The organism is Variovorax sp. CAN15, from assembly GCF_030462475.1.
Taxonomy (GTDB): domain Bacteria; phylum Pseudomonadota; class Gammaproteobacteria; order Burkholderiales; family Burkholderiaceae_C; genus Variovorax.
The window spans coordinates 123329-144822 of sequence record NZ_JASMRZ010000008.1 but is presented as its reverse complement, the minus strand read 5'-3'; the positions used below and the strand labels follow the sequence as shown (position 1 = coordinate 144822).

Here is a 21494-nt window from a genome sequence, read left to right as displayed (position 1 = left end):
CCGACGAAGCCAAGCTCGAGCCTTGTCGCATCAGCTTCATCACGGCCTTGCGCTACATCGTCGACGAGTGGCTCTGGAGTTCGAGCAGCACTGCGCCCGGTGCGATCCCCGCCAAGCTGCGCGCCATGCGCCAGAACATCCGCCGCTTCGTCCTTCCACCCCGCCGCAGCGAACGCCGATATCCTCGCGCCGTTCGCATGACCAAGACGCAGTACCTCATCAAGAAAAATGCCGCTCAGAATTAACTGAGCGGCATTGGCCTTCGGGCGGCTTTTTCGTTCCCGTTTCCTTTCGCGCCATGACAACTCCCGAGGCTGAGCCCGCCGATCAACCCGTCCGCAGGAGCCTGCTGTGGCTCGTCGCCGTCGGCTTCTTCATGCAGACGCTGGACGCCACCATCATCAACACGGCGTTGCCGGCGATGGCCGCGAGCCTGGGCGAGAGCCCGCTGCGCATGCAGTCGGTGGTGGTGGCCTATGCGCTCACCATGGCGATGCTGATCCCCGCCTCGGGCTGGATCGCCGACCGCTTCGGCACGCGGCGTGTCTTCTTCTCGGCCATCGTGCTCTTCGCCGCCGGATCGGTGCTGTGCGCGCTTTCGCACGGCCTGGGCCAACTTGTGGCCGCGCGGGTGGTGCAGGGGCTGGGTGGCGCGCTGCTGCTGCCCGTGGGGCGGCTGGCGCTGCTGCGCACCGTGCCGCGCGGGCAGTTCCTGCAGGCGATGAGCTTCGTCGCGATCCCGGGCCTCATCGGGCCGCTGCTGGGCCCCACGCTGGGCGGCTGGCTGGTGCAGTACGCCTCCTGGCACTGGATCTTCCTGATCAACGTGCCCGTGGGGCTGCTGGGCTGCATCGCCACGCTGCGCTACATGCCCGACCTGCGCGGCGCGGTGCTCAAGCGCTTCGACAGCGTGGGCTACGCGATGCTGGCCTTCGGCATGGTGGCGATCTCGCTCTCCCTGGACGGCGTGGGCCTGCGCCAGGGCGGCGTGATGGTCGTGCTCATCTTCGGCTTCGCGAGCATCGCTGGCTACTGGCTGCGCGCCGCGCGCACGCCCGAGCCGCTGTTCGCGCCCTCGCTCTTCCACGTGTCGACGCTCAGCATCGGGCTGATCGGCAATCTGTTCTCGCGGCTGGGCAGCAGTTGCATGCCCTTCCTGGTGCCGCTGCTGCTGCAGGTGTCGATGGGCTATTCACCGGTTCACGCCGGGCTGATGATGCTGCCGATCGCGCTGGCCGGCATGGCAATGAAGCGCTTCGCCACGCCGCTGATCACGCGCCACGGCTATCGCAAGGTGCTGGTGGTCAACACCATCCTCGTGGGCTGCACCATGGCCAGCTTCGGGCTCACGGCGCCGGGCCAGCCGATGGCGCTGCACCTGCTGCAGCTGCTGGCTTTCGGCGCGGTAAATTCGCTCCAGTTCACGGCCATGAACACCATCACGCTGAAGGATCTGGACGGCAGCATGGCCAGCAGTGGCAACAGCCTGCTGTCGATGGTGCAGATGCTCGCGATGAGCATGGGCGTGGCCGCCGCGGGCGCGGTGCTGGCTGGGTACAACGGCGTCTTTGGAACCGACACACCGGTCCACACGCTGGATGCCTTCCAGGCGACTTTCGCGAGCATGGGGTTGATCACGATCGCTTCTGCGCTGATCTTCTGGCATCTGCCGTCGGAGGTGCGCGCGCCGCACCCGGCGCAGCCGGAGGTCTCCGGCCAGGGCTGACCGGCTCAGGCGGGGTAGATCGCGCCCAGCACCCTGGCGCCGCGCGCGCCGGTCACGCTGGGGAGATTGCCGGGCTCGCGACGCACGCTCGCGCGGGCAAGCCAGGCGAAGGCGGCGGCCTCGACCTGCAGCGGCGGCAGGCCGTGATCGGTCGAAGCCGCGACCGTCACGCCGGGCAACAGGGCGCGCAGCCGGTTGAGCAGGTGGTCGTTCAGCGCGCCGCCGCCGCAGACGATCAGCAGCTTGCTATCTTTTCCATAGCTCTTGAGATCCGCCGCGCAGGCGTGGGCGGTCAGCTCTGCCAGCGTGGCCTGCACGTCTTCGGGCGCCATGGCGGTGGTTCCGAACTGTGCCGCGAGCCAAGCCGGATTGAACAGGTCGCGGCCGGTGCTCTTGGGCGGCGTCCGGTCGAAATACGGGTCGGCCAGAAACTGCGCGAGCAGGTCGGGCAGCACCTTGCCGCTGGCCGCCCACCGACCGGCGTGGTCGAAGGGCTGGCCCCGGTGGGCCTGGCACCAGTGGTCCATCAGTGCATTGCCGGGGCCGCAGTCGAACCCGAGCACGGTGGCCGGGCCCTCCGGCCGGCTGGTGGCCGGCAGCAGGCTCAGGTTGGAGATGCCGCCGATGTTCAGCACCGCGACCGTCTCGTCGGGCCTGGCGAACAGCGCGCGGTGGAATGCCGGCACCAGCGGCGCGCCCTGGCCGCCGGCCGCGAGGTCGCGGCTGCGGAAGTCGGCCACCACGTCGATGCTGGTCAGCTCGGCCAGCAGCGAGGGGTTGTTGATCTGGAGCGTGTAGCCGACCTCGTCGAACTCGAGCGGCCGGTGCCGCACGGTCTGGCCATGCGCGCCGATCGCGGTGACCGCGCGGGCCTCGGTGCCGCTGTCGGCCAGCAACCTTGCGACGACGCTGGCGTAGGCGCGTGCCAGCGCGTTGCCGGCCAGTGCCGCGTGGTGCAGTTCGTTGTCGCCCGGCGTGTTCAGCGCGAGCAGCTCGGCGCGCAGTGCCGCCGGAAAGGGGGCGGTGGCGTAGGACTGTACCGAGATGCGGCCGCCTGAAAAGTCGGCGAGCACGCCATCGACACCGTCGAGCGAGGTGCCCGACATGAGGCCGATGAAAAGTTCCTCGGCCGCCATCGCCGGGAGGTCAGTCGGCGCTGGCCTGGATGATGGAAAAGGCCGCTGCCAGTTCGGTGCGCGCGCCCGAGGCGATGCGCTCGAAGGCCGGACGCATGGCGGCGGTGATCGGTGCGCCGCCTTCCTGGGCGATGGAGGCCGGGTTTTGATAGACACCGCCCACGCGGAACTCGAAGTGCAGATGCGGGCCGGTCGCCCAGCCGGTGGAGCCCACAGCGCCGATGGTCTGGCCCTGGCTGACGGCCTGGCCGGCCTTGACGTCGATTCGGCTCAGGTGCGCATACGCCGTCTGCTGGTTGTTGCGGTGGTTGATGATGACGATGTTGCCGTAGCCGTTCTGCGTGCCGGCGAAATCGACCGTGCCGTCGCCGACCGAGCGTACCGAGGTGCCGGTAGGTGCCGCGTAGTCGATGCCGTTGTGCTGGCGCCAGCTGTTCAGGATCGGATGCATGCGCATCGCGAAGCCGCTGGACACGCGCGAGAACTCGACCGGCGTCGCCAGGTAGGCCTTGCGCAGGCTGTCGCCGTTCGGGCGGTAGTAGCTGCCCTTCTGGCCCGGGGGCTGGAACCAGACGGCCTGGTGGACCTTGCCGTTGTTCTCGAACTCCGCCGAGAGCACGCGGCCGCTGCGCAGTGCCTGCCCGTCGGCTTCGAAGGTTTCGTACACCACGGCGAAACGGTCGCCCTTGCGCAGGTTGCGCACGTCGACGTCGCCCGCAAAGATGTCGGCCAGCTGGCTCGCCACGGCATCGGGGATGCGCGAGTCGTCGGTGGCGGCAAACAGCGAGGTGCGGATGGTGCCGCTGGCCAGGCGCGTGCCCGGGGTGAGCGAATCGCGCTCGGTCACGCCGGCGAAGCCGGTGGGTGTGCGCTCGATGACGAAGCGCTTGAAGCCGCCGTCGCCGTCGGGAATCCAGCGGGCGCTGAGCTTCTTGAGCTGGTTTTCCTGCGTGGCCTCGGCCGTCACGGTGCGGCCGGCGCGCGAGAAGAGCGCGTTGCGGGCCTCGACGCTGCCGCGCACGAAGGCGGTGGCTGCCGGGTCGGAAATGCCCAGGCGCTTCATGAGCGCATCGGCCGTGTCGCTGGAGCGGGTGACGTCGGTGCGGAAGAGGGTGAAGCTGAAGCTTTCGAGCGAGTCGCTCTGGTCGGCGAACGAGACGGGCGTCGTGGCTTCGAGGATCTGGTGGACCGGGAGGTCGGATGCGTCCGGACCGAGCGATGCCACCGCGAGGGTGCCGGCGCTCAGCAGCGCGGCGGCGATGACCGCGGTGATCTGCCTGGGGTACGTCCGGAATGTATAGGCCACGCGAGAAGCGAGAAGCTCCTCGGCGGCAAGAATGCCGTTGATCAAACTTTGAATTCCAGCTCAGGTTCTGCAGGTCCGTGCTGCAAGGCCCAGTAACGTTCAGGGCGGCAGGAGACGGTGCGGAAAAAAGCGCCGCTTAGAATTCGGCGCTAGAAAAGTCGGGCCGAGTATAGCTTCGGCACCCCAAAAATCAGCCAAAAAAGCCCGTAAAGGCCGAATCTGTTACATCCATGAGCCTCTCGAATAGTGTAGGACGCGCGCTCGAAATCTCCCTCCGGGGCGCCGACGAGCTGCTGCCGCAGGACGAATGGGTGCGCAAGCTCCAGCGCTCCGAAGCGACAGGAACCCCGCTGCGCATCAAGCTGGGCCTGGACCCGACCGCGCCGGACATTCACATCGGCCACACCGTGGTGCTCAACAAGATGCGCCAGTTGCAGGACCTGGGCCACCGGGTGATCTTCCTGATCGGCGACTTCACCACCACCATCGGCGACCCCTCCGGCCGCAACAGCACCCGCCCGCCGCTCACTCGCGAGCAGATCGAGGCCAACGCCCAGACCTACTACAAGCAGGCCAGCCTGGTGCTGGACCCCGAGAAGACCGAGATCCGCTACAACTCCGAATGGAGCGACCCCCTGGGCGCCCGCGGCATGATCCAGCTCGCCGCCAAGTACACGGTGGCCCGGATGATGGAGCGCGACGACTTCAACAAGCGCTTCAAGGCTGGCCAGTCGATCTCGGTGCACGAATTCCTCTACCCGCTGATGCAGGGCTACGACTCGGTCGCGCTCAAGAGCGACCTGGAACTGGGCGGCACCGACCAGAAGTTCAACCTGCTCGTCGGCCGCCATCTCCAGCAGGAATACGGGCAGGAACCGCAGTGCATCCTTACTATGCCGCTGCTGGAAGGGCTCGACGGCGTCGAGAAGATGTCCAAGAGCAAGAACAACTACATCGGCATCAGCGAAGACGCCAACACCATGTTCGCCAAGGTGCTGTCGATCTCCGACGACCTGATGTGGCGCTGGTACACCCTGCTGAGCTTCCAGTCGCTGGAGCAGATCGCGGCGCTGAAAGCCGAGGTCGAGGGCGGGCGCAACCCGAAGGACGCCAAGGTCGCGCTGGCCAAGGAAATCACCACCCGCTTCCACGATGCGGCAGCAGCGGACGCGGCCGAGCAGGACTTCATCAACCGCAGCAAGGGCGGCGTGCCGGACGAGATCCCGGAAGTTTCGCTGTCGGGCGCGCCGCTGGGCATCGCCCAGGTGCTCAAGCAGGCGAACCTCGCACCCTCGACCTCGGAGGGCAACCGCCTGATCGACGGCGGCGGCGTGCGGATCGACTCCGCCGTGGTCAGCGACAAGGCGCTGAAGCTGCCCGCAGGCAGCTACGTGGTGCAGGTCGGCAAGCGCAAGTTCGCGCGCGTGATCCTGAGCTGAACCGGGCCAGGCAGCTCCTGTCTGACTAGCGGACCTCGATGGTCACGCGCCGGTTGCGCGGCTCGTCCACCTCGTCGGCGGTCTGGATGGCCAGGTCGCGCTCGCCGCGGCCCACGGCCTCGATACGGTTGGCCGGGAACTGGCGCTCGACGAAGAGCTGCGCCACTTCCTGCGCCCGGCGGCGCGAGAGCTCGTCGTTCTGCGGGCCGCTGCCCTTGGTGTCGGTGTGGCCGGTGACCACGATGTCACCGCCGCTGCGTGCCAGGGCGGCCGCCAGCGCCTCGCTCATGATCTGCTGCGATGCTGGCGTCAGCGTGGTGCCGCCGAGTTCGAAATACACCGTGTAGCGCTGCGGCGGAGGCGGGCGCATGTCGAACAACGGCTTGTTCTCCGCCTGCACCTTCGCGGGATCGACGTTGTCGACCACCGGTGCGCCCTTGGCGCCGACCGCGGCCGTGGCGCGCTGATAGGGCGTGGAGAGCACCTCCTCGCCGTCCTTGGCGCGAACCACCACGGCCGATGGCTTGCCGTCGGCCTGCGGCAGCAACACCACCCGCGTGCCGGGTGTGGAGCATGCGGCCAGCAGCGCGGCCGCGAGAAGGGAGGCAATTCGAATCAGGCGGGACGTCATGGGCTTCATCACGGCTGGCCGTCGGCTTGCACGATGAAGTCGGTGCCGCGGATGCCGATGGTGGCAGTCTGCGTCTCGACCCGAATCGCATCGGGGTTGGTCTTGCCGATGAGGCCGGTGATCATGCGCATGGAGCCGCGCAGCAGCGAGAGCAGGATGCCGCCGTCGCGCGTGGTGCCGTCGAAGTGGAATTCCTTGAGATCGAGCCGCGAGGAGGGGCCGACCACCAGCGTCGTGTCGTCGCGAAGCACCACTGAGGCAGAGGAGTCGGGGCCGGTCACGATGCGGTCCACCGCGCCCAGCGGGTCACCGGGGCTGGCCGTGCGGGCGGCACCGGCGCCGTTGAGCAACTGGACGCTGCCGCGCACGGACTTCACGAAGCCGGCCTGAAGATCGGCCTTGGCTGCGGCCGCGGGCGCCGGTGCCGGCGTGCCTGCTGCGGGCGTTGGGGTGGGCGCGGATACGGTCGCGGGATTGGTTGCGGAGGGGGCCGCGGGAGCGGCCGGCGGCGTCTGGGCCTGCACCAGCAAGGCGGCCCCCGCGAGGGCGAGGCCGCCGAGGACGGTCACGAGGTTTTTCATCATCTGGCTCTTTGTGATAGCTGTTGCGCAACGTTTGCCAAACATTATTAATGCGAAGGAGTTACATATAGACACGAGGCCGATAATTCAGGCGGTTTCTGCGGTCTTTTACCGCTTTTTTGCCTTGCTTCCCCCTCATTTCTGACGGCCCTAGCATGATGTTTACTCCCAAGACGCTGCTGCGCGCGTCGGTCGCCGTGGCCCTGATCACGATCGTGCTCAAGAGCCTGGCCGGCTACATGACGAATTCCATGGGCCTGATTTCGGACGCCATGGAGTCCTTCGTGAACCTCGCGAGTGCGGTTTTCGCTCTCACCATGGTGACCGTCGCCGAACGGCCGGCCGACGACGACCATCCCTACGGCCACCACAAGGCCGAGTATTTCTCGTCGGGCTTCGAGGGCATCCTCATTGTCGGCGCGGCGATTGCCATCCTCTGGGTCTCGGTGCAGCGCCTGCTGTCGCCCCAGCCGCTGGAGCAGCTGGGCTGGGGCCTGGGGCTGTCCGTGCTCAGCTCGGTCTTCAACGCCGGGCTGGCCTTCATGCTGTTCCGCGCGGCGCGCGCCCATCGCTCGATCGCGCTGGAGGCCGACGGCCGCCACCTGATGGCCGACGTCTGGACCTCCGCCGCCGTGCTGGTCGGCATCGTCGGCGTGATGTTCACCGGCTGGCTCTGGCTCGACCCGGTGCTGGCCATCGGCGTCGCGCTGAACATCGCGCGCGAGGGCGTCAAGCTGGTGTGGCGTTCCTCGCAGGGCCTGATGGACGAGGCCCTCGATCCCGAAACCCTTGCCACCGTGCGCGCCACGCTCGACGCCTTCGCCGCCCGCATGCCCGAGGGCACGCGGCTGCGCTTCGACGACATGGTCACGCGCAGCGCCGGCCAGCGCCGCTTCGCCGACCTGCACATGCACGTGCCCGGCGACTGGACGCTGCAGCACGCGGCCGGCATGCGCGACGAACTCGAGCAGGCGCTCATGGACGCCGTGCCCGGCCTGCGCGTCACCATCCAGCTGTTGCCCTTGACCATGGAAGCCCGCGCCACCCAGGCCGGCGAACATCACCCCCTATGAAAGCCGTTCTCCAGCGCGTGGCGCATGCCCGCGTCGACATTTCCGGGCGCACCGTCGGCGCCATCGATGCAGGCCTGCTCGTGCTGCTGTGCGCCGAGCGCGGCGACGTCGACGCGCTCGCCGACCGCATGCTCGCCAAGATCCTCAAGCTGCGCATCTTTGCCGACGACGCCGGCAAGATGAACCGCAGCGTGCAGGACGTCGGCGGCGGTTTGCTGGTGGTGAGCCAGTTCACGCTGGCGGCCGATGCGAGCGCGGGCAACCGCCCCAGCTTCACCCAGGCCGCGCCGCCCGACGAAGGGCGCCGGCTCTACGAATACTTCGTGGCGCAGGCCCGGGCCGCGCATCCCGTGGTGGCCACCGGCGAATTCGGCGCCGACATGCAGGTGCATCTGCTGAACGACGGGCCGGTCACGATCCCGCTGCAGATGACGGCATAAATCTCGGGCCTACTACTTGCCGTAGGGGCTGCGGATGCCCAGCCCCGCGAGGATCTCGATCTCGTACGCCTCCATCTCGTCGGCGTCGGCCTCGCTGGTCTCATGGTCCCAGCCCTGCGCGTGCAGCGTGCCGTGCACCAGCAGGTGGGCGTAGTGGTCGGCCAGCGTCTTGCGGTTCTCCCTCGCCTCGCGCGCCACCACCGGCGCGCACAGCACCAGGTCGGCCATCACCAGCGGGCTCTGCGCGTAGTCGAAGGTGAGCACGTTGGTCGCGTAGTCCTTGCCGCGGAACTCGCGGTTCAGGCGCTGGCCTTCGTCGGCGTCGACGATCCGCACCGTGATCTCGCCGTCGATGTCCAGCGCGTGGCGAATCCAGCGCGTCACGCTGTGGCGCGGCAGCGCCGTGCGATGGCGCTCCACGCCCTTGAAGCGGCCGAACTGCAGCGAGAGCGAAAGCGCCGGGAGCTTCGATGCCGCCATCTCAATGGCTCCCCGCGCGCTTGCGCTGGCCGTCGTAGGCATCGACGATCTTCGCCACCAGCGGGTGGCGCACCACGTCCGCGCTCGTGAAATGCGTCATGGCAATGCCGTTCACGCGCTTGAGCACGCGCTCCGCGTCGATCAGGCCGCTCAACTGGCTCTTCGGCAGGTCGATCTGGCTCACGTCGCCCGTCACCACCGCGCGCGCGCCGAAGCCGACGCGCGTGAGGAACATCTTCATCTGCTCGGGCGTGGTGTTCTGCGCCTCGTCGAGGATCACGAAGGCGTTGTTCAGCGTGCGCCCGCGCATGAAGGCCAGCGGCGCGATTTCGAGCGCGTTGCGCTCGAAGGCCTTCTGCACCTTCTCGTAGCCCATCAGGTCGTAGAGCGCGTCGTACAGCGGCCGCAGGTAGGGGTCGACCTTCTGCGTCAGGTCGCCCGGCAGAAAACCCAGCCGCTCGCCCGCTTCCACCGCCGGCCGCGTCAGCACGATGCGCTGCACCGCCGCGCGCTCCAGCGCATCGACCGCGCAGGCCACCGCCAGGTAGGTCTTGCCGGTGCCGGCCGGGCCGATGCCGAAGGTGATGTCGTGCCTGGCGATGTTGTCCAGGTAGATGGCCTGCGTGGGCGTGCGCGGCCGCAGGTCGCCGCGGCGGGTGACGAGCATCGCCGCGTCCTCGTCGCCCTCGAGCATGCCGCCGTCGCCGGCCAGCGTGAGCTGCACCACCGCCGCGTCGATCGGCCGCTGGGCGATCTCGTAGAGGGCCTGCAGCACGTCCATGGCGCGCTGCGCGGGGGCCTTGTGGCCCTCGACCTTGAACTGCTCGTGGCGGTGCGCGATCTTCACGTCCAGCGCCTCCTCGATGCGGCGCAGGTGGGCGTCCAGCGGACCGCACAGGTGGCTGAGGCGCGAATTGTTCAGTGGGGTAAAGGTGTGTCGCAGAATCACGCCGGACATTTCAAGGAAAAAGGGCACCCATGATAGGCAAACTGACCGGCATCCTTGCCGAACGCAACCCGCCGCAGGTGGTTGTCGACTGCAACGGCGTCGGCTACGAGGTCGACGTGCCGATGAGCACGTTCTACAACTTGCCGAACGTCGGCACCAAGGTGTCGCTGCTCACGCACTTCGTCGTGCGCGAGGACGCGCAGATTCTCTACGGCTTCGGCACAGCGGAAGAGCGCGCCGCCTTCCGCCAGCTCATCAAGATCACCGGCGTGGGCCCGCGCACCGCGCTGGGCCTGCTCTCGGGCATGAGCGTGGGCGAACTCTCGCAGGCGATCACCACGCAGGAGCTGGGCCGGCTGGTGAAGATCCCGGGCATCGGCAAGAAGACCGCTGAGCGCTTGCTGCTGGAGTTGAAGGGCAAGCTCGGCGCCGACATCGGCCTGCCGGCGCACGCCGCCTCCGACGCGCAGGCCGACATCCTGCAAGCGCTGGTCGCGCTGGGCTACAGCGACAAGGAAGCCGCGCTCGCGCTGAAGGCGCTGCCGAAGGACGCGACGGTGAGCGAGGGCATCAAGCTGGCGCTGAAGTCGCTGGCGAAGTGAGCAGGTCATCACCAGCGCGAGGAGCTGCAGCATGCCTAACTGCGATTTCTACGCCACGACGGAAGACCACGAAAGCCTGCTCTCGTGGCTATTTGCCGAAGACGCCTGCGACGTGTACGAACTCGCATCCGACTTCGAGCAGCCCCTGAAGTGCTTCCGTTCGGCTGCCGAGGTGCTCGCGCAGTTCGACCGCAGCTATCCCGACGGCAGGAGGTGGCGTGCCGTCTACTTGCAGCTGTACGTGCACGGCGCGGGCCCCGCCTTTGCGCCGCGCCGTGTGGCGCTGGATCCGAAGGCCTGCGGCGGTGCCACCTTCCGCCACAACGCTGACGGCTGGGGGCTGGTGCAGCTGTACCTGGAATCTGCCTTTGCAGGCGATGCGCGGCTGGAGAACTCGCACACCAATCACAACTCGCTCAAGCGTGCGCAAGCGTGGTCGGACACGGCAGGAGCCCCGGATGAGGTCGAGGTCTGGGACTTCGGCAGGATCGCATCCTTCTCGTCCCGCCTCAACCGTGAAATCCGAAAACGCAGCGCCGCCAGGATCGGAAGCCGGACCGTGTTGCCTGGTGCGCTGAAGCTGTGGAACACCGGCGTAGCCATGGGGCCCTACAAACCCGGCGAGTACGTGCTTCAGCAAGCGGGGGCGTAGCGCTCGCGTCGCTCAGGGGTGAATCTTCTCGCCCTTGGCCAGCATCTCCACGAACTGCGCGATGCGGCGCGCCCGGGTCTCGGGCTTCTTCGCGCTTTGCATGCGGAACAGCACCGCGAAGCGGTTGCGCGAATCGAGCGTGGCGAAGAACTTCGCGGCCTTCCTGTTGGCGTCGAGCGCGGCCTGCAGGTCGGGCGGCACCGTCGCGGCGCTGACGCCTTCGTAGGCCGCGTCCCAGCGGCCGTCGGTCTTGGCGCGCTCGATCTCGGCATGGCCGGGCGGCTGCATGCGGCCTTCCTCGATGAGCTTGAGCACCTTGGCGCGGTTGATCTGCGACCAGATGCTGCGCCTGGTGCGCGGCGTGAAGCGCTGCTGGAAGTACTGCGCGTCGTCGCTCCTGCGCTGGCCGTCGATCCAGCCCCAGCACAGTGCCTCTTCCAGCGCCGCGGCGTAATCGACGGAGGCGATGCCGCTGTCCTTCTTCGCGATGCGCAGCCATATTCCGGCGGCGCTGGCGTGGTGGCGCTTGAGCCAGCGCGCCCACGCGGCGGCGTTGGCGCACTCCAGGGGCGTGTCGTGCGCGATGCGCTCTTCCGCCGTCTTGCCCGTCATGGCACCCACCAGTAGCGCAGCGCGTGGAAGTAGATGGGTGCGGCGAAGATCACCGAGTCGAGTCGGTCGAGCATGCCGCCATGGCCCTCGATCATCGAACCCCAGTCCTTCACGCCCCGGTCGCGCTTGATGGCCGACATCACCAGGCCGCCGAAGAAGCCCATGAGGCAGATGGTGAGCGACATCAGCGCCGCCTGCCACGGGTTGAAGGGCGTGGCCCAGTACAGCGCCGCGCCAAGCGCGGTGGCGCTGGCCACGCCGCCGATCAGGCCTTCCCAGGTCTTGGAGGGCGAGAGCTCGGGCGCGACCTTGCGCTTGCCGAAGAGCTTGCCCCACACGTACTGCAGCACGTCGCTGCCCTGCACCACGATCACGAGGAAGGCGATCAGCAGCAGGTTGCGGCCCTCGAAGCCCGGGATCTGCAGCGTGAGCAGCGCGGGCACGTGGCTGATGCAGAACACGCACACCATCAGGCCCCACTGGATCTTCGAGGTGCGCTCCAGGAAGCGGCGCGTGTCGCCGCCCACCGCCGCCAGGATCGGCAGCAGCAGGAAGGCGTAGACCGGGATGTAGATGGCGTAGAGCCCGTACCAGTCGATCCAGATCAGGAAGTACTGCCCCGGCAGCGCGAGGTAGAAGGCCAGCGCGATCGGCGCATGGTCGCCCCGGCGCGTATAGGCCAGACTGATGAACTCGCGCAGCGCATAGAACGAGATCAGGTAGAACAGGATGATCACGCCGCCCTTGCCGAAGGCGAAGGCGATGCCGATCACCGCCACCATCACCCACCAGGCGTTGACACGCGAGTTGAGGTTGTCGATCACCGAGTGCGGCTGGCCGTGCGCCACCTGCCACTTCAGCAGCGCGCCGATGGCGGAGGCCAGCACCAGAACGCCGGCCACGCCGCCGAAGAGCTTGAGCGTGGTCCACGCGAAGGGAGAAAGCTCGATCATGCGGCGGTCCCTCCGTTGCCGTTCTGGCTGCCGGCGCTGTTTGCGCTTCCGTTCCCGTTCTCTTCGATGCGGTCGTACTCGGGCCGCAGGTCGAGCATGGCCGCTCGCGCCCTTGCGATGAAGCTGTTCTTGTCCTCGCCCTCGGCCAGCGAGATCGGCGCGCCGTAGCGCACCGTGCACGCCAGCGGGATCGGCACCAGCGTGCCCTTGGGCAGCACGCGTTTCAGGTTCTCGATCCACACGGGCACCAGCCGCACGCCGGGGCAGGCGCGCGCCAGGTGGAAGAGGCCGCTCTTGAGCGGCAGCAGGATCTCGTCGCCGGTGTTGCGCGTGCCCTCGGGGAACATGATGAGCGAGTCGCCGGCGTCGAGTGCCTGCTTCATCTGCTCCACCGGGTTCTCGCCCTGGCCAGAGCCGTCGCGGCGGATCATCAGCGCGTTGAACACGTCGATGCCGATGAACTGGCGCAGCTTCGAGGCCATCCAGTAGTCCTGCCCGGCCACCGGCCGCGTGAGTGCGCGCAGATCGGGCGGCAGGGTGGCCCACAGCAGCACGAAGTCGCCGTGGCTGGTGTGGTTGGCGAAGTACAGCGTCTGCTCGGCCTTGGGCGTGGTGCCCGACCAGATGGCGCGCACCCCGGTCAGCAGCCCGGCCGCGCCGATGATGAGCTTGCCCGCCACGATGGCGAGGCCGCGCCGCAGCACGGTGCTTTCGGGCTTGTCGTCCTCGATCCTGTCTTCGTTGTTTTCTTCCGGGTTCAAGAGATGTCCTGTGTCATCAAGGCAAGGAGGAACATGGCGCTCTGGCATGCCACCACGATGGCGTGGCGCTGCATGAGCTGGCGGGTGCCCTGCACGCGGTCGTCGAGCGGGCGGGGCGCATGCTGCAAAGGCGGTGGCTCGCGCAGCCCGAGGGATGAGAGCGCGCGGTCGAGCGCGTCGAGCGAGGCCACCGTGTTGCGCGCAAGGCCGTCGAACAGCGCCTGGTCGAAGCGCAGCCGGAACGCGAAGTAGCGCTCCAGCGCGCCGAGGATGACGACCGCGCCGAAACCCATGGTGGCGGTGGTCGAGAGCGAGCGCAGCGTCAGCGCGAGCACCAGCGCCGAGATGCAGGTGAGCGCGAAGCCCCAGAGGGCTGGCAGCGCCATCGCGCGCAGCAGCGCCGCGAGCGCGGCGCAGGTGGTTCTGTCGTTGTCATCGGTCATGGGGCGGCACCTCCTGCAAGGGCTCGAACGGCTCCAGCGAGACCCGCCACGCACCCCGCAGCACGATCTGCGGCCGTGCCCGGCGCACCGTGTCCTCGGCCTTGGCGACGCCGCCGGCCGCGCCGTAGCGGCCGAGCCAGGCGATCACCGCCGCCGCGCTGCGCGAGAAGCCGAGCGCGCAGCAGACCCACACTGTGGCACCGTCCGCGTTCCTGCGCTGGCCTTCGATGACCGCCGCCGCGCGCTGCAGGCGCACCGTGGGCGGCACCGTCAGGTCGAGCAGCGGCACGCAGTGCGCGTGCGGCGCGCCGGCGGGCAGCTGCAGCTCCGCGCACAGGCTCACCAGCCGGGGCCGGCCGGCCGCCAGCCACTCGGCGCGCGTGGGCCGGCGGCCCAGCCGCAGGCCCGGCACCACCTCTACCGAGGCCGGCAGGCTGCGCGTCCAGAGCCAGGCATTGACGGCTGCGGCCAGCCGGTAGGGCGCCAGCATCCAGCGCGCAGCCCAGGCCATGCGGCCATGGCCGTTCATCTGGAAGCCGCGCGCGCCGAAGCCGACGTAGTTCAGCGCCACCAGCGCGAGCGAGGCGGCCGGCCACGCGAGCCACAGCGCGATGCCGCCGCCATAGAGCGCCGCCGCCAGGAACAGCGCCGCGCCCACCGCGTAGAAACCGGCCAGTTTCCAGCGCTGCGGATCGCGGGTGGCGCGCCAGGCGCGCGGCATGGCCACCACGCGCTCCAGCGGCCACAGCCACACGCAGAAGATGCCGAGCAGCGCGCCGGTCGGAATGTCGATGAAGTGGTGCTGCCAGGTCGTGAGCACCGAGGCGCAGATGGCGAAGGCCCACAGGTGCAGCACCAGCCGCGCCCACAGCGGCTTCAGGAACTGGCGATACCAGTCCCACAGGATCACCGCCAGCGCGATGTGCAGCGAGGGCGCCTGGTTGAAGGGCTGGTCGAAGCCGCGCAGCGCGTTGAACAAAAAGGCCGGTGCCCCCTCGACCGGCGGCTGCCCGAAGCTGAAGCGCAGCGGCCAGAGCACGAAGCAGGTGCAGGCGACGAGGGTGGCCGTGAGCAGCCGCAGCGCATGCCGGTCGAGCGTGTGCCGGCTGCGAGCGAGGAAGAGCGACAGCGCGTAGAAGGCGTTGATCGTCCAGTACGGGAAGATGGTCCACGGCCAGAACGGCACGTGCCGCTCCCAGTCGAAGGCCATCGATGGCACGTTGGCGCGCGTGGCGGCCCACCAGTTGGCGAAGCCGTAGGTCGCGTAGAACAGCGGCCCCAGCAGCACCAGCCAGGCGGCTGCGCGCTTCCAGGGCCGTCGTGCCGGCGGGGAGGTCGTCATTGCGTGACGCGCACCGCCAGCGACACCGTGAAGATGCCCCACTCGTCGACCCGCTGGTCGATCTTGCGGAAGCCGGCTTCTTCCACCAGCTGGTCCATTTCGTACTGCGTGCGGCGGCGCATCACCCAGGCCTCGCCCTGACGGTGGCTGGTGAGGGCGCGCGCGATCATCTCGAGCTGCGGATGCCAGGGCTGGCCGGTGTAGACCAGGTAGCCGCGGTCTTCCACCGCGTCGCCCACGCCCGCGAGCGAACGGCGCACCATCTCGTTGTCGGGGAAGAGCTCGTACAGGCCCGACACCACGGCCAGCGTCGGCCGCGGCGTCACGCTGGCGAGGCTCATGCGGTCGAAGGCGTCGGCCTGCACGAACTGGGCGATGTCTTCCAGGCCCTTCTCGGCGATGAGCGCGCGGCCGTCGCGCACGTTGATGTCGCTGTAGTCGCGCAGCAGGATCGAGCTGGCCTTGACGGGGCTCGCCAGCACCGCGTCGAGCACGTAGCGGCCGTGGCCGGCGGCGATGTCCACCAGGCGCACTTCGCGGTGCATCTCGGCCAGCCGCTCCATCGCGATGCGCAGCAGTTCCTCGACGTGGATCTTGCGCTGGCGGATGCCGCGCCAGCCGATCGATTCCAGGTAGGTCTTGTCGATCGAGCGGCCGATGAACGAGCTGCCCTGCGGATGGTTGCGGTAGACGTAGTCGAGCGTGCTGCCCGAGTCGAAGCCGGTGGCGTGGCCCAGCTTGATGCCCTCGGACATCTTGCCGCCCAGCTTCAGCCCGGCGCGGGTCATGGCCCAGTAGGCGCCGCGCGGCGACAGGGGCGACAGCGGCTCGGCCAGCGCGCGCGACTCGTCGGCGGTGTCGCCGCTGAGGTGTGCTTCGCGGCGGTCCACCGGCACGGCGGGCTCGTCGAAGCGCTGCAGGATGAATTCGCGGATCTGCGCCACGGCCGGGGCCCGGTCTTTCTCGCCCAGCGTGTCATGGAAGAAGCCCGGCAGCTCGGTCTTGGTCTTCACCGCGCTGCCCAGCCGCTCGAAGAACTGGTGCTGCGGCTTGTGGTGCACCACCCAGTCGGCGCCCGAGATGAGCAGCTGCACCGGCAGCGTGATCGCGTTGGCGTCGGCCACCACGCGGTCGGCCGCCTCGTACAGGCCCAGCAGGATGTTGACCGCGATGGGGCGGCTGATGAGCGGGTCGCTCTCGTAGCTGGCGATGCGCTCCGGGTCGTGCGTGAGGAACTTCGCCTTCACGTAGCTGTTGACGAAGAACAGCCCGCGCAGCTTGTGCATCAGCGCGAGGCCGGGCCGTGCGAAGGGCACGTAGAGCTTGACCTTGAAAGCCGGCGAGGCCAGCGTGAGGCCGCGCACCTTGGGCGCGTAGTCGTGCGCCCAGGTGGCGATCAGCACCGCGCCCACGCTCTGCGCGACCACGTGGATGTCGTGCTCGGGCACGCCGTGCGCGGCGCCTATGTGCTGCACGAAGGTCTGCACGTCGCGCACCGAGGTGCCGAAGCTGGGGCTGTAGCCGCGCTGGCCGGGCGAACGGCCGTGGCCGCGGGCGTCCCAGGCGTAGAAGTCGAAGTCGGGCAGGTCGAGCTCGTCGACCAGGTGCGCCATGCGCGCGCCGTGCTCGTGGCCGCGGTGGAACAGCAGCACGGCGCCGCGCCGCGCGGCCCCCGTGGCGGGCCAGCGGCGGTAGAAGAGCGATTCGCCGTCGTGCGTCTGGAAATGGAGTTCTTCGGCGATGCGAGGAGTCGTAGTTGTCATTGAGTCCCTGTGGAATTCTTGTCGTCTGCCTCCGCCAGTGCCCGGCGGATGCGGTTGATGGTGGTCCAGGCCACGAGCGCGGCCAGAAGCGGCATCAGCCAGGCCGTCCAGCCCGGCAGCGGCCCGCCCAGCGCCACGTACAGGCCGAGCGCGCCGAACACGAAGGCCCGGTCGCTCTTGCCCAGCGGGCCGTCGTAGCGGCGCGAGGCGCCCACGGTGGGGCCCAGCGCGCCGGCGAATTCGCTCAGCCCGGCCAGCACGATGACGGTGCCGATCCAGAAGCCGCCGAAGGGCTGCACCAGCGCGAAAGGCAGGTACAGCGCCGCGTCGGAGACCACGTCGGTCAGTTCGTTGAGGAAGGCGCCGAGCTTGCTCCGCTGGTTGTGCTCGCGCGCCAGCATGCCGTCGATGGCGTTGAAGGCCATGCGCAGGAACATCCACAGCGGGATGAGCCCGAAGGCCGCCAGCGAGGGCGCGGCGAAGAAGAGCCAGAGCCCGAGCGCGATCGACACGACACATGCCGCCAGCGTGACCTGGTTGGCGGTGACGCCCATCGCATGCAGGCGGACCACCAGCGGCCGCAGCAGGGCCTGGAAACGCGGCTTCAGTTCGTAGATCGACACGTGCTGTCTTCCCCTCGTTTGTTATGTGCCGAAGCATTCTGCCAGTCTGGCCCAAGGACTAAACTTGCCGACGCAGACCCTTACCCAATGACCATCCAGACAGACGATTTCGCGCCCGCTCCCCAACGCGTGGTGTCCGCGGCCCCCGCTTCGCCCAACGAAGAGGCGATAGAGCGGGCCCTGCGCCCCAAGCTGCTCGACGAATACGTCGGCCAGGCCAAGGTGCGCGAGCAGCTCGAGATCTTCATCGGCGCCGCGCGCAAGCGGCAGGAAGCCCTCGACCACGTGCTGCTTTTCGGCCCGCCGGGCCTGGGCAAGACCACGCTGTCGCACATCATCGCGGCCGAGCTGGGCGTGAACCTGCGCCAGACTTCCGGCCCCGTGCTCGAGAAGCCCAAGGACCTGGCGGCGCTGCTGACCAACCTGGAGCCGAACGACGTGCTCTTCATCGACGAGATCCACCGGCTGAGCCCGGTCGTCGAGGAAATCCTGTATCCCGCGCTGGAGGACTACCAGATCGACATCATGATCGGCGAGGGCCCCGCGGCGCGCAGCATCAAGCTCGACCTGCAGCCCTTCACCCTGGTGGGCGCCACCACCCGCGCCGGCATGCTGACCAACCCGCTGCGCGACCGCTTCGGCATCGTCGCGCGGCTGGAGTTCTACACGCCCGAAGAACTCGCGCTGATCGTGCACCGCAGCGCCGGCCTGCTCAAGGTGGAGACCGACGCCGCCGGCGGCTTCGAGATCGCCCGCCGTTCGCGCGGCACGCCCCGCATCGCCAACCGGCTGCTGCGCCGCGTGCGCGACTATGCCGAGGTCAAGGGCAACGGCCGCATCACCGAAGACATCGCGCACAGGGCGCTGGCCATGCTCGACGTCGATCCGCAGGGCTTCGACCTGATGGACCGCAAGCTGCTGGAGGCCGTGATCCACCGCTTCGACGGCGGCCCGGTGGGGCTCGACAACGTCGCCGCCAGCATCGGCGAGGAGCGCGACACCATCGAGGACGTGATCGAGCCGTACCTGATCCAGCAGGGCTACCTGCAGCGCACGCCGCGCGGGCGCATCGCCACGCTGGCCGCCTACCGCCACCTCGGCGTGGCCCCGCCTTCCGGCCGCGCCGACGGCCCCGATCTCTTTGGAGCCTGATCCCCATGCACACCCATGACCTGAGCGCCTGGCAGCACGACCACCATTTCGGCGCGGACACCTCTTCCGCCGAGCGCAGCACGCGACTGGTGATGTGGATCACCCTCGCGATGATGGTCGTCGAGATCGGTGCCGGCTGGTGGTTCAACTCGATGGCGCTGCTGGCCGACGGCTGGCACATGAGCTCCCACGCGCTGGCCATCGGCCTGAGCGCCTTCGCCTATGCGGCCGCTCGGCGCTACGCACGCGACCCGCGCTTCGCCTTCGGCACCTGGAAGATCGAGGTGCTCGGCGGCTTCGCGAGCGCGCTGGCGCTGCTGGGCGTGGCGGCGCTGATGGTGTTCGGCTCGCTGGAGCGGCTGTGGTCGCCGGCGGCCATCCACTACCCCGAAGCCATTTCCGTGGCGGTGCTGGGGCTGGTGGTCAACCTGGTCTGCGCGCGGCTGCTGGGCGGTGCGCACCATCATCACGGGCATGGCCATGACCACCACGGGCACGATCATCACGACCATGCCCACCACGATCATCACGATCACCATGGCCACGACCTGAACCTGCGCTCGGCCTACCTGCACGTCGTGGCGGACGCCGCCACCTCGGTGCTCGCCATCGCGGCGCTGCTGGGCGGCTGGTTCTACGGCTGGGCCTGGCTCGACCCAGCGATGGGCATCGTCGGCGCGGTGCTGGTGGCGGTCTGGGCCAAGGGGCTGCTGAAGGAGACCGGCAAGGTGCTGCTCGACCGCGAGATGGACCACCCGGTGACGGAAGAGATCCGCGAAGGCGTCGAGACCATGCTGGCCGACTCCGAAACCCGCGTGGCCGACCTGCACGTGTGGCGCGTGGGCCGCGACGCCTACGCCTGCGCGCTCACCGTGGTGACTCACTCGCCGACGCTTACCGCCGACCAGGTGCGGGCCTGCTTCTCGATGCACGAGGAGATCCGTCACTCGACGGTGGAAATCCAGCGCTGCGTGGACTAGGTCCTTCTCCCAGCGGGGGAGGAGGCAAGTCAAATCAAGGCCTTGCGCCTCGCGTGCCGCACGATCAACACCTGCGCCGCGTAGTACGTCGCCAGCACCCACAGCTGCGCCAGCGGCAGCGGCATCACGAACCGGTTGATCGCCAGCAGCGAGTCGCTCAGCATGAAGAAGCAGGCGCCCACCGCCACCCATGGCGCCGATGGGGCGGTCCGGCGCAGCACCGCCGAGCGCCCGATGGCCTGCGCCGCCATGCAGGCGATCACCACCACGTAGGCGCCGACCGGAATCCGCAATGCAGCCGGCAGCCCGCCATGCCAGAGAAAGGCGTACATCCCCGCGCCGACCAGCAGCGTGGCCGCCAGCGCCCCGGGACGCGGGAACAGTCCCACGCCGATGCGGAACAGCGCGATATAGGCGAGGTGGGCCAGCAGGAAGCACACGAGGCCGGGCACGAACATCCCAGCCGGCCCCATCAGCAGCACGTCGCCTGCCAGCGAGGCGACCAGGCCCGCCAGCAGCAGGCCATCGAAGCCGGTGATCGAACCGCCCGCCAGCGCCCGCCGGGCGGCCAGGAAGATCGCGATCGACAGGGCCAGCGGCTTGAAGACGAAGTGCAGCCAGCCGATGCCCAGCGCCGCGCTCGCGGTGGCCAGGGCGGCGGCCTCGATCAGCAGCACTTCGGTGACCGAAAGCCGCCCCTGCAGCACACCGCCGATCGCCCACAGCGCGGCCGTCAGCGCGGCCAGCCAGACGGCGGAGTGCGACAGCGGCATGAGGTCGGAGAACCACAGGAACACCACCGCGAACCCGACCAGCAGCAGGAACTGGACGCCCGCGAACCACTGCACGCCCTTGCTCACCGCCGGCTCGTAGCGCGTCACCTTCGCGATGTCGAAGGGCGGCTTGGGAAATCGTGCCGCCACGTCGGCCGGCCGCCAGCCGGGCGGCTTGATCCACACGCGCAACTTGTCGGTCCAACTGCGCGCATGCCATGAATCCTTCGCCAGCGCCCAGTAGACCTCGGCGTTGGCCCACAGCGGGTCCCAGCTGCGCAGTTCGCCGCGCGTACCGTAGACGCAGCGCTCGCCTTCCTCGCGGAAGGTGCCGAACATGCGGTCCCACACGATCAGGATGCCGCCGTAGTTGCGGTCGAGGTACTGGTCGTTCACCGCGTGGTGTACCCGGTGGTTGGATGGCGAGCAGAACCAGCGGTCGAACCAGCCCAGCTTGCCCACCTGCTCGGTGTGCACCCAGAACTGGTAGAGCAGGTCGACGAGCGCCACCACGCCGAACACCAGCGGCGGCACGCCCGCCACCGCCATCGGCAGGTAGAAGATCCAGCCCAGCAGCGCGCCACTGGAGGTCTGGCGCAGCGCGGTCGAGAGGTTGTAGTGCTGGCTCTGGTGATGCACCACGTGCGCCGCCCACAGCACGGCCGACTCGTGGCCCATGCGGTGCAGCCAGTAGTAGCAGAAGTCGTAGAACACGAGCGCCAGCAGCCAGCCGTACCAGGCGGTCCAGAACTCCTTCATGGCTTCCTGAGGAAAGAGCGCCACCGCCGAATAAACGGCCGTGTAGATGCCGATGCGCAGCAGGCCGGTGAGCACCGCGCTGATCTGGCTGAGCATGCCCAGGCCTACGCTGTTGACGGCGTCGGCGAGGCGGTAGGTGTCCTGCCCCGTGCCGCGGCGCGCACGAGCGCGGCCGACAGCGAACTCGATCCCCATCAGCAGGAAGAAGACGGGTGTCGCTAGAACGATGATCTGGCCAGGTCGCATCGCGCGATTGTGCGTTGCTGCACTGCCACAAGTCATCGGGATGTCACGGGGTCGCCATCGTATGGTCACCCG

General features: G+C 68.6%; 22 protein-coding genes and 1 pseudogene. 9 read left to right on the top strand and 14 right to left on the bottom strand.

The annotated features are described in order from the left end of the window. Both QMO14_RS09265 and mdtD read left to right on the top strand, forming a co-directional pair. Nucleotides 1-245: pseudogene (locus tag QMO14_RS09265) on the top strand (transposase); the annotation flags it as partial. 53 nt (nucleotides 246-298) lie between these two features. Beyond that, nucleotides 299-1726, top strand: a complete 1428-nt coding sequence (gene mdtD, locus QMO14_RS09260; RefSeq protein WP_301506312.1) for a multidrug transporter subunit MdtD — start codon at nucleotides 299-301, stop codon at nucleotides 1724-1726. 5 nt (nucleotides 1727-1731) lie between these two features. Here mdtD and QMO14_RS09255 read toward each other — a convergent pair whose 3' ends face one another. Both QMO14_RS09255 and QMO14_RS09250 read right to left on the bottom strand, forming a co-directional pair. After that, nucleotides 1732-2862: an anhydro-N-acetylmuramic acid kinase gene (locus tag QMO14_RS09255; RefSeq protein ID WP_301506311.1), complete on the bottom strand. Its 1131-nt coding sequence runs from the start codon at nucleotides 2860-2862 to the stop codon at nucleotides 1732-1734. A 10-nt stretch (nucleotides 2863-2872) separates the two neighbouring features. Next, a complete protein-coding gene (locus tag QMO14_RS09250) occupies nucleotides 2873-4213 on the bottom strand; it encodes a M23 family metallopeptidase (protein ID WP_301506308.1) in 1341 nt (446 codons plus the stop codon). Between the two features lie 185 nt (nucleotides 4214-4398). Here QMO14_RS09250 and tyrS point away from each other — a divergent pair, with 185 nt between their 5' ends. Beyond that, complete coding sequence (gene tyrS, locus QMO14_RS09245; RefSeq protein ID WP_301506306.1) at nucleotides 4399-5607, top strand: tyrosine--tRNA ligase; 1209 nt, start codon at nucleotides 4399-4401, stop codon at nucleotides 5605-5607. A gap of 25 nt (nucleotides 5608-5632) precedes the next feature. Here tyrS and QMO14_RS09240 read toward each other — a convergent pair whose 3' ends face one another. Then, on the bottom strand, nucleotides 5633-6238 hold the full coding sequence (locus tag QMO14_RS09240) for an OmpA family protein (RefSeq protein ID WP_301506303.1): 606 nt from the start codon (nucleotides 6236-6238) through the stop codon (nucleotides 5633-5635). 8 nt (nucleotides 6239-6246) lie between these two features. Next, entirely contained in the window at nucleotides 6247-6819 is a 573-nt protein-coding gene (locus tag QMO14_RS09235; RefSeq protein ID WP_301506301.1) for a FecR domain-containing protein, read from the bottom strand. Between the two features lie 155 nt (nucleotides 6820-6974). On the opposite strand from QMO14_RS09235, the gene QMO14_RS09230 reads away from it, so the two are divergent. Further along, nucleotides 6975-7892: a cation diffusion facilitator family transporter gene (locus tag QMO14_RS09230; RefSeq protein WP_301506299.1), complete on the top strand. Its 918-nt coding sequence runs from the start codon at nucleotides 6975-6977 to the stop codon at nucleotides 7890-7892. Continuing rightward, nucleotides 7889-8332: a D-aminoacyl-tRNA deacylase gene (dtd, locus tag QMO14_RS09225; protein WP_301506298.1), complete on the top strand. Its 444-nt coding sequence runs from the start codon at nucleotides 7889-7891 to the stop codon at nucleotides 8330-8332. Before QMO14_RS09230 ends, dtd begins: the two co-directional genes overlap by 4 nt. A gap of 12 nt (nucleotides 8333-8344) precedes the next feature. Here the strand turns inward: dtd and ybeY are convergent, their stop codons facing one another. Then, a complete protein-coding gene (gene ybeY, locus QMO14_RS09220) occupies nucleotides 8345-8812 on the bottom strand; it encodes an rRNA maturation RNase YbeY (protein ID WP_301506297.1) in 468 nt (155 codons plus the stop codon). Between the two features lies 1 nt (nucleotide 8813). Beyond that, on the bottom strand, nucleotides 8814-9770 hold the full coding sequence (locus QMO14_RS09215) for a PhoH family protein (protein ID WP_301506295.1): 957 nt from the start codon (nucleotides 9768-9770) through the stop codon (nucleotides 8814-8816). Between the two features lie 20 nt (nucleotides 9771-9790). On the opposite strand from QMO14_RS09215, the gene ruvA reads away from it, so the two are divergent. Both ruvA and QMO14_RS09205 read left to right on the top strand, forming a co-directional pair. Then, nucleotides 9791-10363, top strand: a complete 573-nt coding sequence (gene ruvA / locus QMO14_RS09210; RefSeq protein WP_301506293.1) for a Holliday junction branch migration protein RuvA — start codon at nucleotides 9791-9793, stop codon at nucleotides 10361-10363. A 31-nt stretch (nucleotides 10364-10394) separates the two neighbouring features. After that, entirely contained in the window at nucleotides 10395-11015 is a 621-nt protein-coding gene (locus tag QMO14_RS09205) for a hypothetical protein (RefSeq protein ID WP_301506291.1), read from the top strand. A 12-nt stretch (nucleotides 11016-11027) separates the two neighbouring features. Here the strand turns inward: QMO14_RS09205 and QMO14_RS09200 are convergent, their stop codons facing one another. The 7 genes from QMO14_RS09200 to QMO14_RS09170 are packed head-to-tail and all read right to left on the bottom strand — an operon-like array spanning nucleotide 11028 to nucleotide 17512. Continuing rightward, nucleotides 11028-11627 carry a YdeI family protein gene (locus QMO14_RS09200; protein ID WP_301506289.1) on the bottom strand — a complete coding sequence of 200 codons (600 nt, stop codon included), beginning with the start codon at nucleotides 11625-11627 and terminating at the stop codon, nucleotides 11028-11030. Further along, entirely contained in the window at nucleotides 11624-12580 is a 957-nt protein-coding gene (locus QMO14_RS09195) for a phosphatidate cytidylyltransferase (protein WP_301506287.1), read from the bottom strand. Before QMO14_RS09195 ends, QMO14_RS09200 begins: the two co-directional genes overlap by 4 nt. After that, nucleotides 12577-13284, bottom strand: a complete 708-nt coding sequence (locus QMO14_RS09190) for a 1-acyl-sn-glycerol-3-phosphate acyltransferase (protein ID WP_301506316.1) — start codon at nucleotides 13282-13284, stop codon at nucleotides 12577-12579. Before QMO14_RS09190 ends, QMO14_RS09195 begins: the two co-directional genes overlap by 4 nt. 53 nt (nucleotides 13285-13337) lie before the next feature. Further along, nucleotides 13338-13784 (bottom strand): hypothetical protein, encoded by a 447-nt coding sequence (locus tag QMO14_RS09185; RefSeq protein WP_301506285.1) that lies wholly within the window; start codon nucleotides 13782-13784, stop codon nucleotides 13338-13340. Beyond that, nucleotides 13774-15126 carry a phosphatase PAP2/dual specificity phosphatase family protein gene (locus QMO14_RS09180; protein ID WP_301506283.1) on the bottom strand — a complete coding sequence of 451 codons (1353 nt, stop codon included), beginning with the start codon at nucleotides 15124-15126 and terminating at the stop codon, nucleotides 13774-13776. The genes QMO14_RS09185 and QMO14_RS09180 overlap by 11 nt, the downstream gene beginning before the upstream one ends. Continuing rightward, nucleotides 15123-16889, bottom strand: a complete 1767-nt coding sequence (locus tag QMO14_RS09175) for a bifunctional alpha/beta hydrolase/class I SAM-dependent methyltransferase (RefSeq protein ID WP_301506281.1) — start codon at nucleotides 16887-16889, stop codon at nucleotides 15123-15125. Before QMO14_RS09175 ends, QMO14_RS09180 begins: the two co-directional genes overlap by 4 nt. Next, on the bottom strand, nucleotides 16886-17512 hold the full coding sequence (locus QMO14_RS09170; protein ID WP_301506279.1) for a CDP-alcohol phosphatidyltransferase family protein: 627 nt from the start codon (nucleotides 17510-17512) through the stop codon (nucleotides 16886-16888). The genes QMO14_RS09175 and QMO14_RS09170 overlap by 4 nt, the downstream gene beginning before the upstream one ends. Nucleotides 17513-17599: 87 nt before the next feature. Between QMO14_RS09170 and ruvB the strand changes: the two genes are divergently transcribed. Continuing rightward, nucleotides 17600-18664 (top strand): Holliday junction branch migration DNA helicase RuvB, encoded by a 1065-nt coding sequence (ruvB, locus tag QMO14_RS09165; RefSeq protein ID WP_301506277.1) that lies wholly within the window; start codon nucleotides 17600-17602, stop codon nucleotides 18662-18664. A gap of 5 nt (nucleotides 18665-18669) precedes the next feature. Then, nucleotides 18670-19644 carry a CDF family Co(II)/Ni(II) efflux transporter DmeF gene (dmeF, locus tag QMO14_RS09160; RefSeq protein ID WP_301506275.1) on the top strand — a complete coding sequence of 325 codons (975 nt, stop codon included), beginning with the start codon at nucleotides 18670-18672 and terminating at the stop codon, nucleotides 19642-19644. A 29-nt stretch (nucleotides 19645-19673) separates the two neighbouring features. Here dmeF and QMO14_RS09155 read toward each other — a convergent pair whose 3' ends face one another. Then, nucleotides 19674-21422, bottom strand: coding sequence for a lysoplasmalogenase family protein (locus QMO14_RS09155; protein WP_301506273.1), 1749 nt, complete (start codon nucleotides 21420-21422; stop codon nucleotides 19674-19676). Between the last annotated feature and the right edge of the window lie 72 nt (nucleotides 21423-21494).

What these genes read in the sequence shown, in the direction of transcription:
- tyrS (WP_301506306.1), top strand. Translation starts at nt 4,399, where the DNA reads ATGAGCCTCTCGAATAGTGTAGGACGCGCGCTCGAAATCTCCCTCCGG.
- ruvB (WP_301506277.1), top strand. Translation starts at nt 17,600, where the DNA reads ATGACCATCCAGACAGACGATTTCGCGCCCGCTCCCCAACGCGTGGTG.
- QMO14_RS09175 (WP_301506281.1), bottom strand. Translation starts at nt 16,889, where the DNA reads ATGACAACTACGACTCCTCGCATCGCCGAAGAACTCCATTTCCAGACG.
- dmeF (WP_301506275.1), top strand. Translation starts at nt 18,670, where the DNA reads ATGCACACCCATGACCTGAGCGCCTGGCAGCACGACCACCATTTCGGC.
- ruvA (WP_301506293.1), top strand. Translation starts at nt 9,791, where the DNA reads ATGATAGGCAAACTGACCGGCATCCTTGCCGAACGCAACCCGCCGCAG.
- QMO14_RS09185 (WP_301506285.1), bottom strand. Translation starts at nt 13,784, where the DNA reads ATGACCGATGACAACGACAGAACCACCTGCGCCGCGCTCGCGGCGCTG.
- QMO14_RS09255 (WP_301506311.1), bottom strand. Translation starts at nt 2,862, where the DNA reads ATGGCGGCCGAGGAACTTTTCATCGGCCTCATGTCGGGCACCTCGCTC.
- QMO14_RS09205 (WP_301506291.1), top strand. Translation starts at nt 10,395, where the DNA reads ATGCCTAACTGCGATTTCTACGCCACGACGGAAGACCACGAAAGCCTG.
- QMO14_RS09240 (WP_301506303.1), bottom strand. Translation starts at nt 6,238, where the DNA reads ATGACGTCCCGCCTGATTCGAATTGCCTCCCTTCTCGCGGCCGCGCTG.
- mdtD (WP_301506312.1), top strand. Translation starts at nt 299, where the DNA reads ATGACAACTCCCGAGGCTGAGCCCGCCGATCAACCCGTCCGCAGGAGC.
- QMO14_RS09180 (WP_301506283.1), bottom strand. Translation starts at nt 15,126, where the DNA reads ATGACGACCTCCCCGCCGGCACGACGGCCCTGGAAGCGCGCAGCCGCC.
- QMO14_RS09230 (WP_301506299.1), top strand. Translation starts at nt 6,975, where the DNA reads ATGATGTTTACTCCCAAGACGCTGCTGCGCGCGTCGGTCGCCGTGGCC.
- QMO14_RS09215 (WP_301506295.1), bottom strand. Translation starts at nt 9,770, where the DNA reads ATGTCCGGCGTGATTCTGCGACACACCTTTACCCCACTGAACAATTCG.
- dtd (WP_301506298.1), top strand. Translation starts at nt 7,889, where the DNA reads ATGAAAGCCGTTCTCCAGCGCGTGGCGCATGCCCGCGTCGACATTTCC.
- ybeY (WP_301506297.1), bottom strand. Translation starts at nt 8,812, where the DNA reads ATGGCGGCATCGAAGCTCCCGGCGCTTTCGCTCTCGCTGCAGTTCGGC.
- QMO14_RS09195 (WP_301506287.1), bottom strand. Translation starts at nt 12,580, where the DNA reads ATGATCGAGCTTTCTCCCTTCGCGTGGACCACGCTCAAGCTCTTCGGC.
- QMO14_RS09155 (WP_301506273.1), bottom strand. Translation starts at nt 21,422, where the DNA reads ATGCGACCTGGCCAGATCATCGTTCTAGCGACACCCGTCTTCTTCCTG.
- QMO14_RS09200 (WP_301506289.1), bottom strand. Translation starts at nt 11,627, where the DNA reads ATGACGGGCAAGACGGCGGAAGAGCGCATCGCGCACGACACGCCCCTG.
- QMO14_RS09235 (WP_301506301.1), bottom strand. Translation starts at nt 6,819, where the DNA reads ATGAAAAACCTCGTGACCGTCCTCGGCGGCCTCGCCCTCGCGGGGGCC.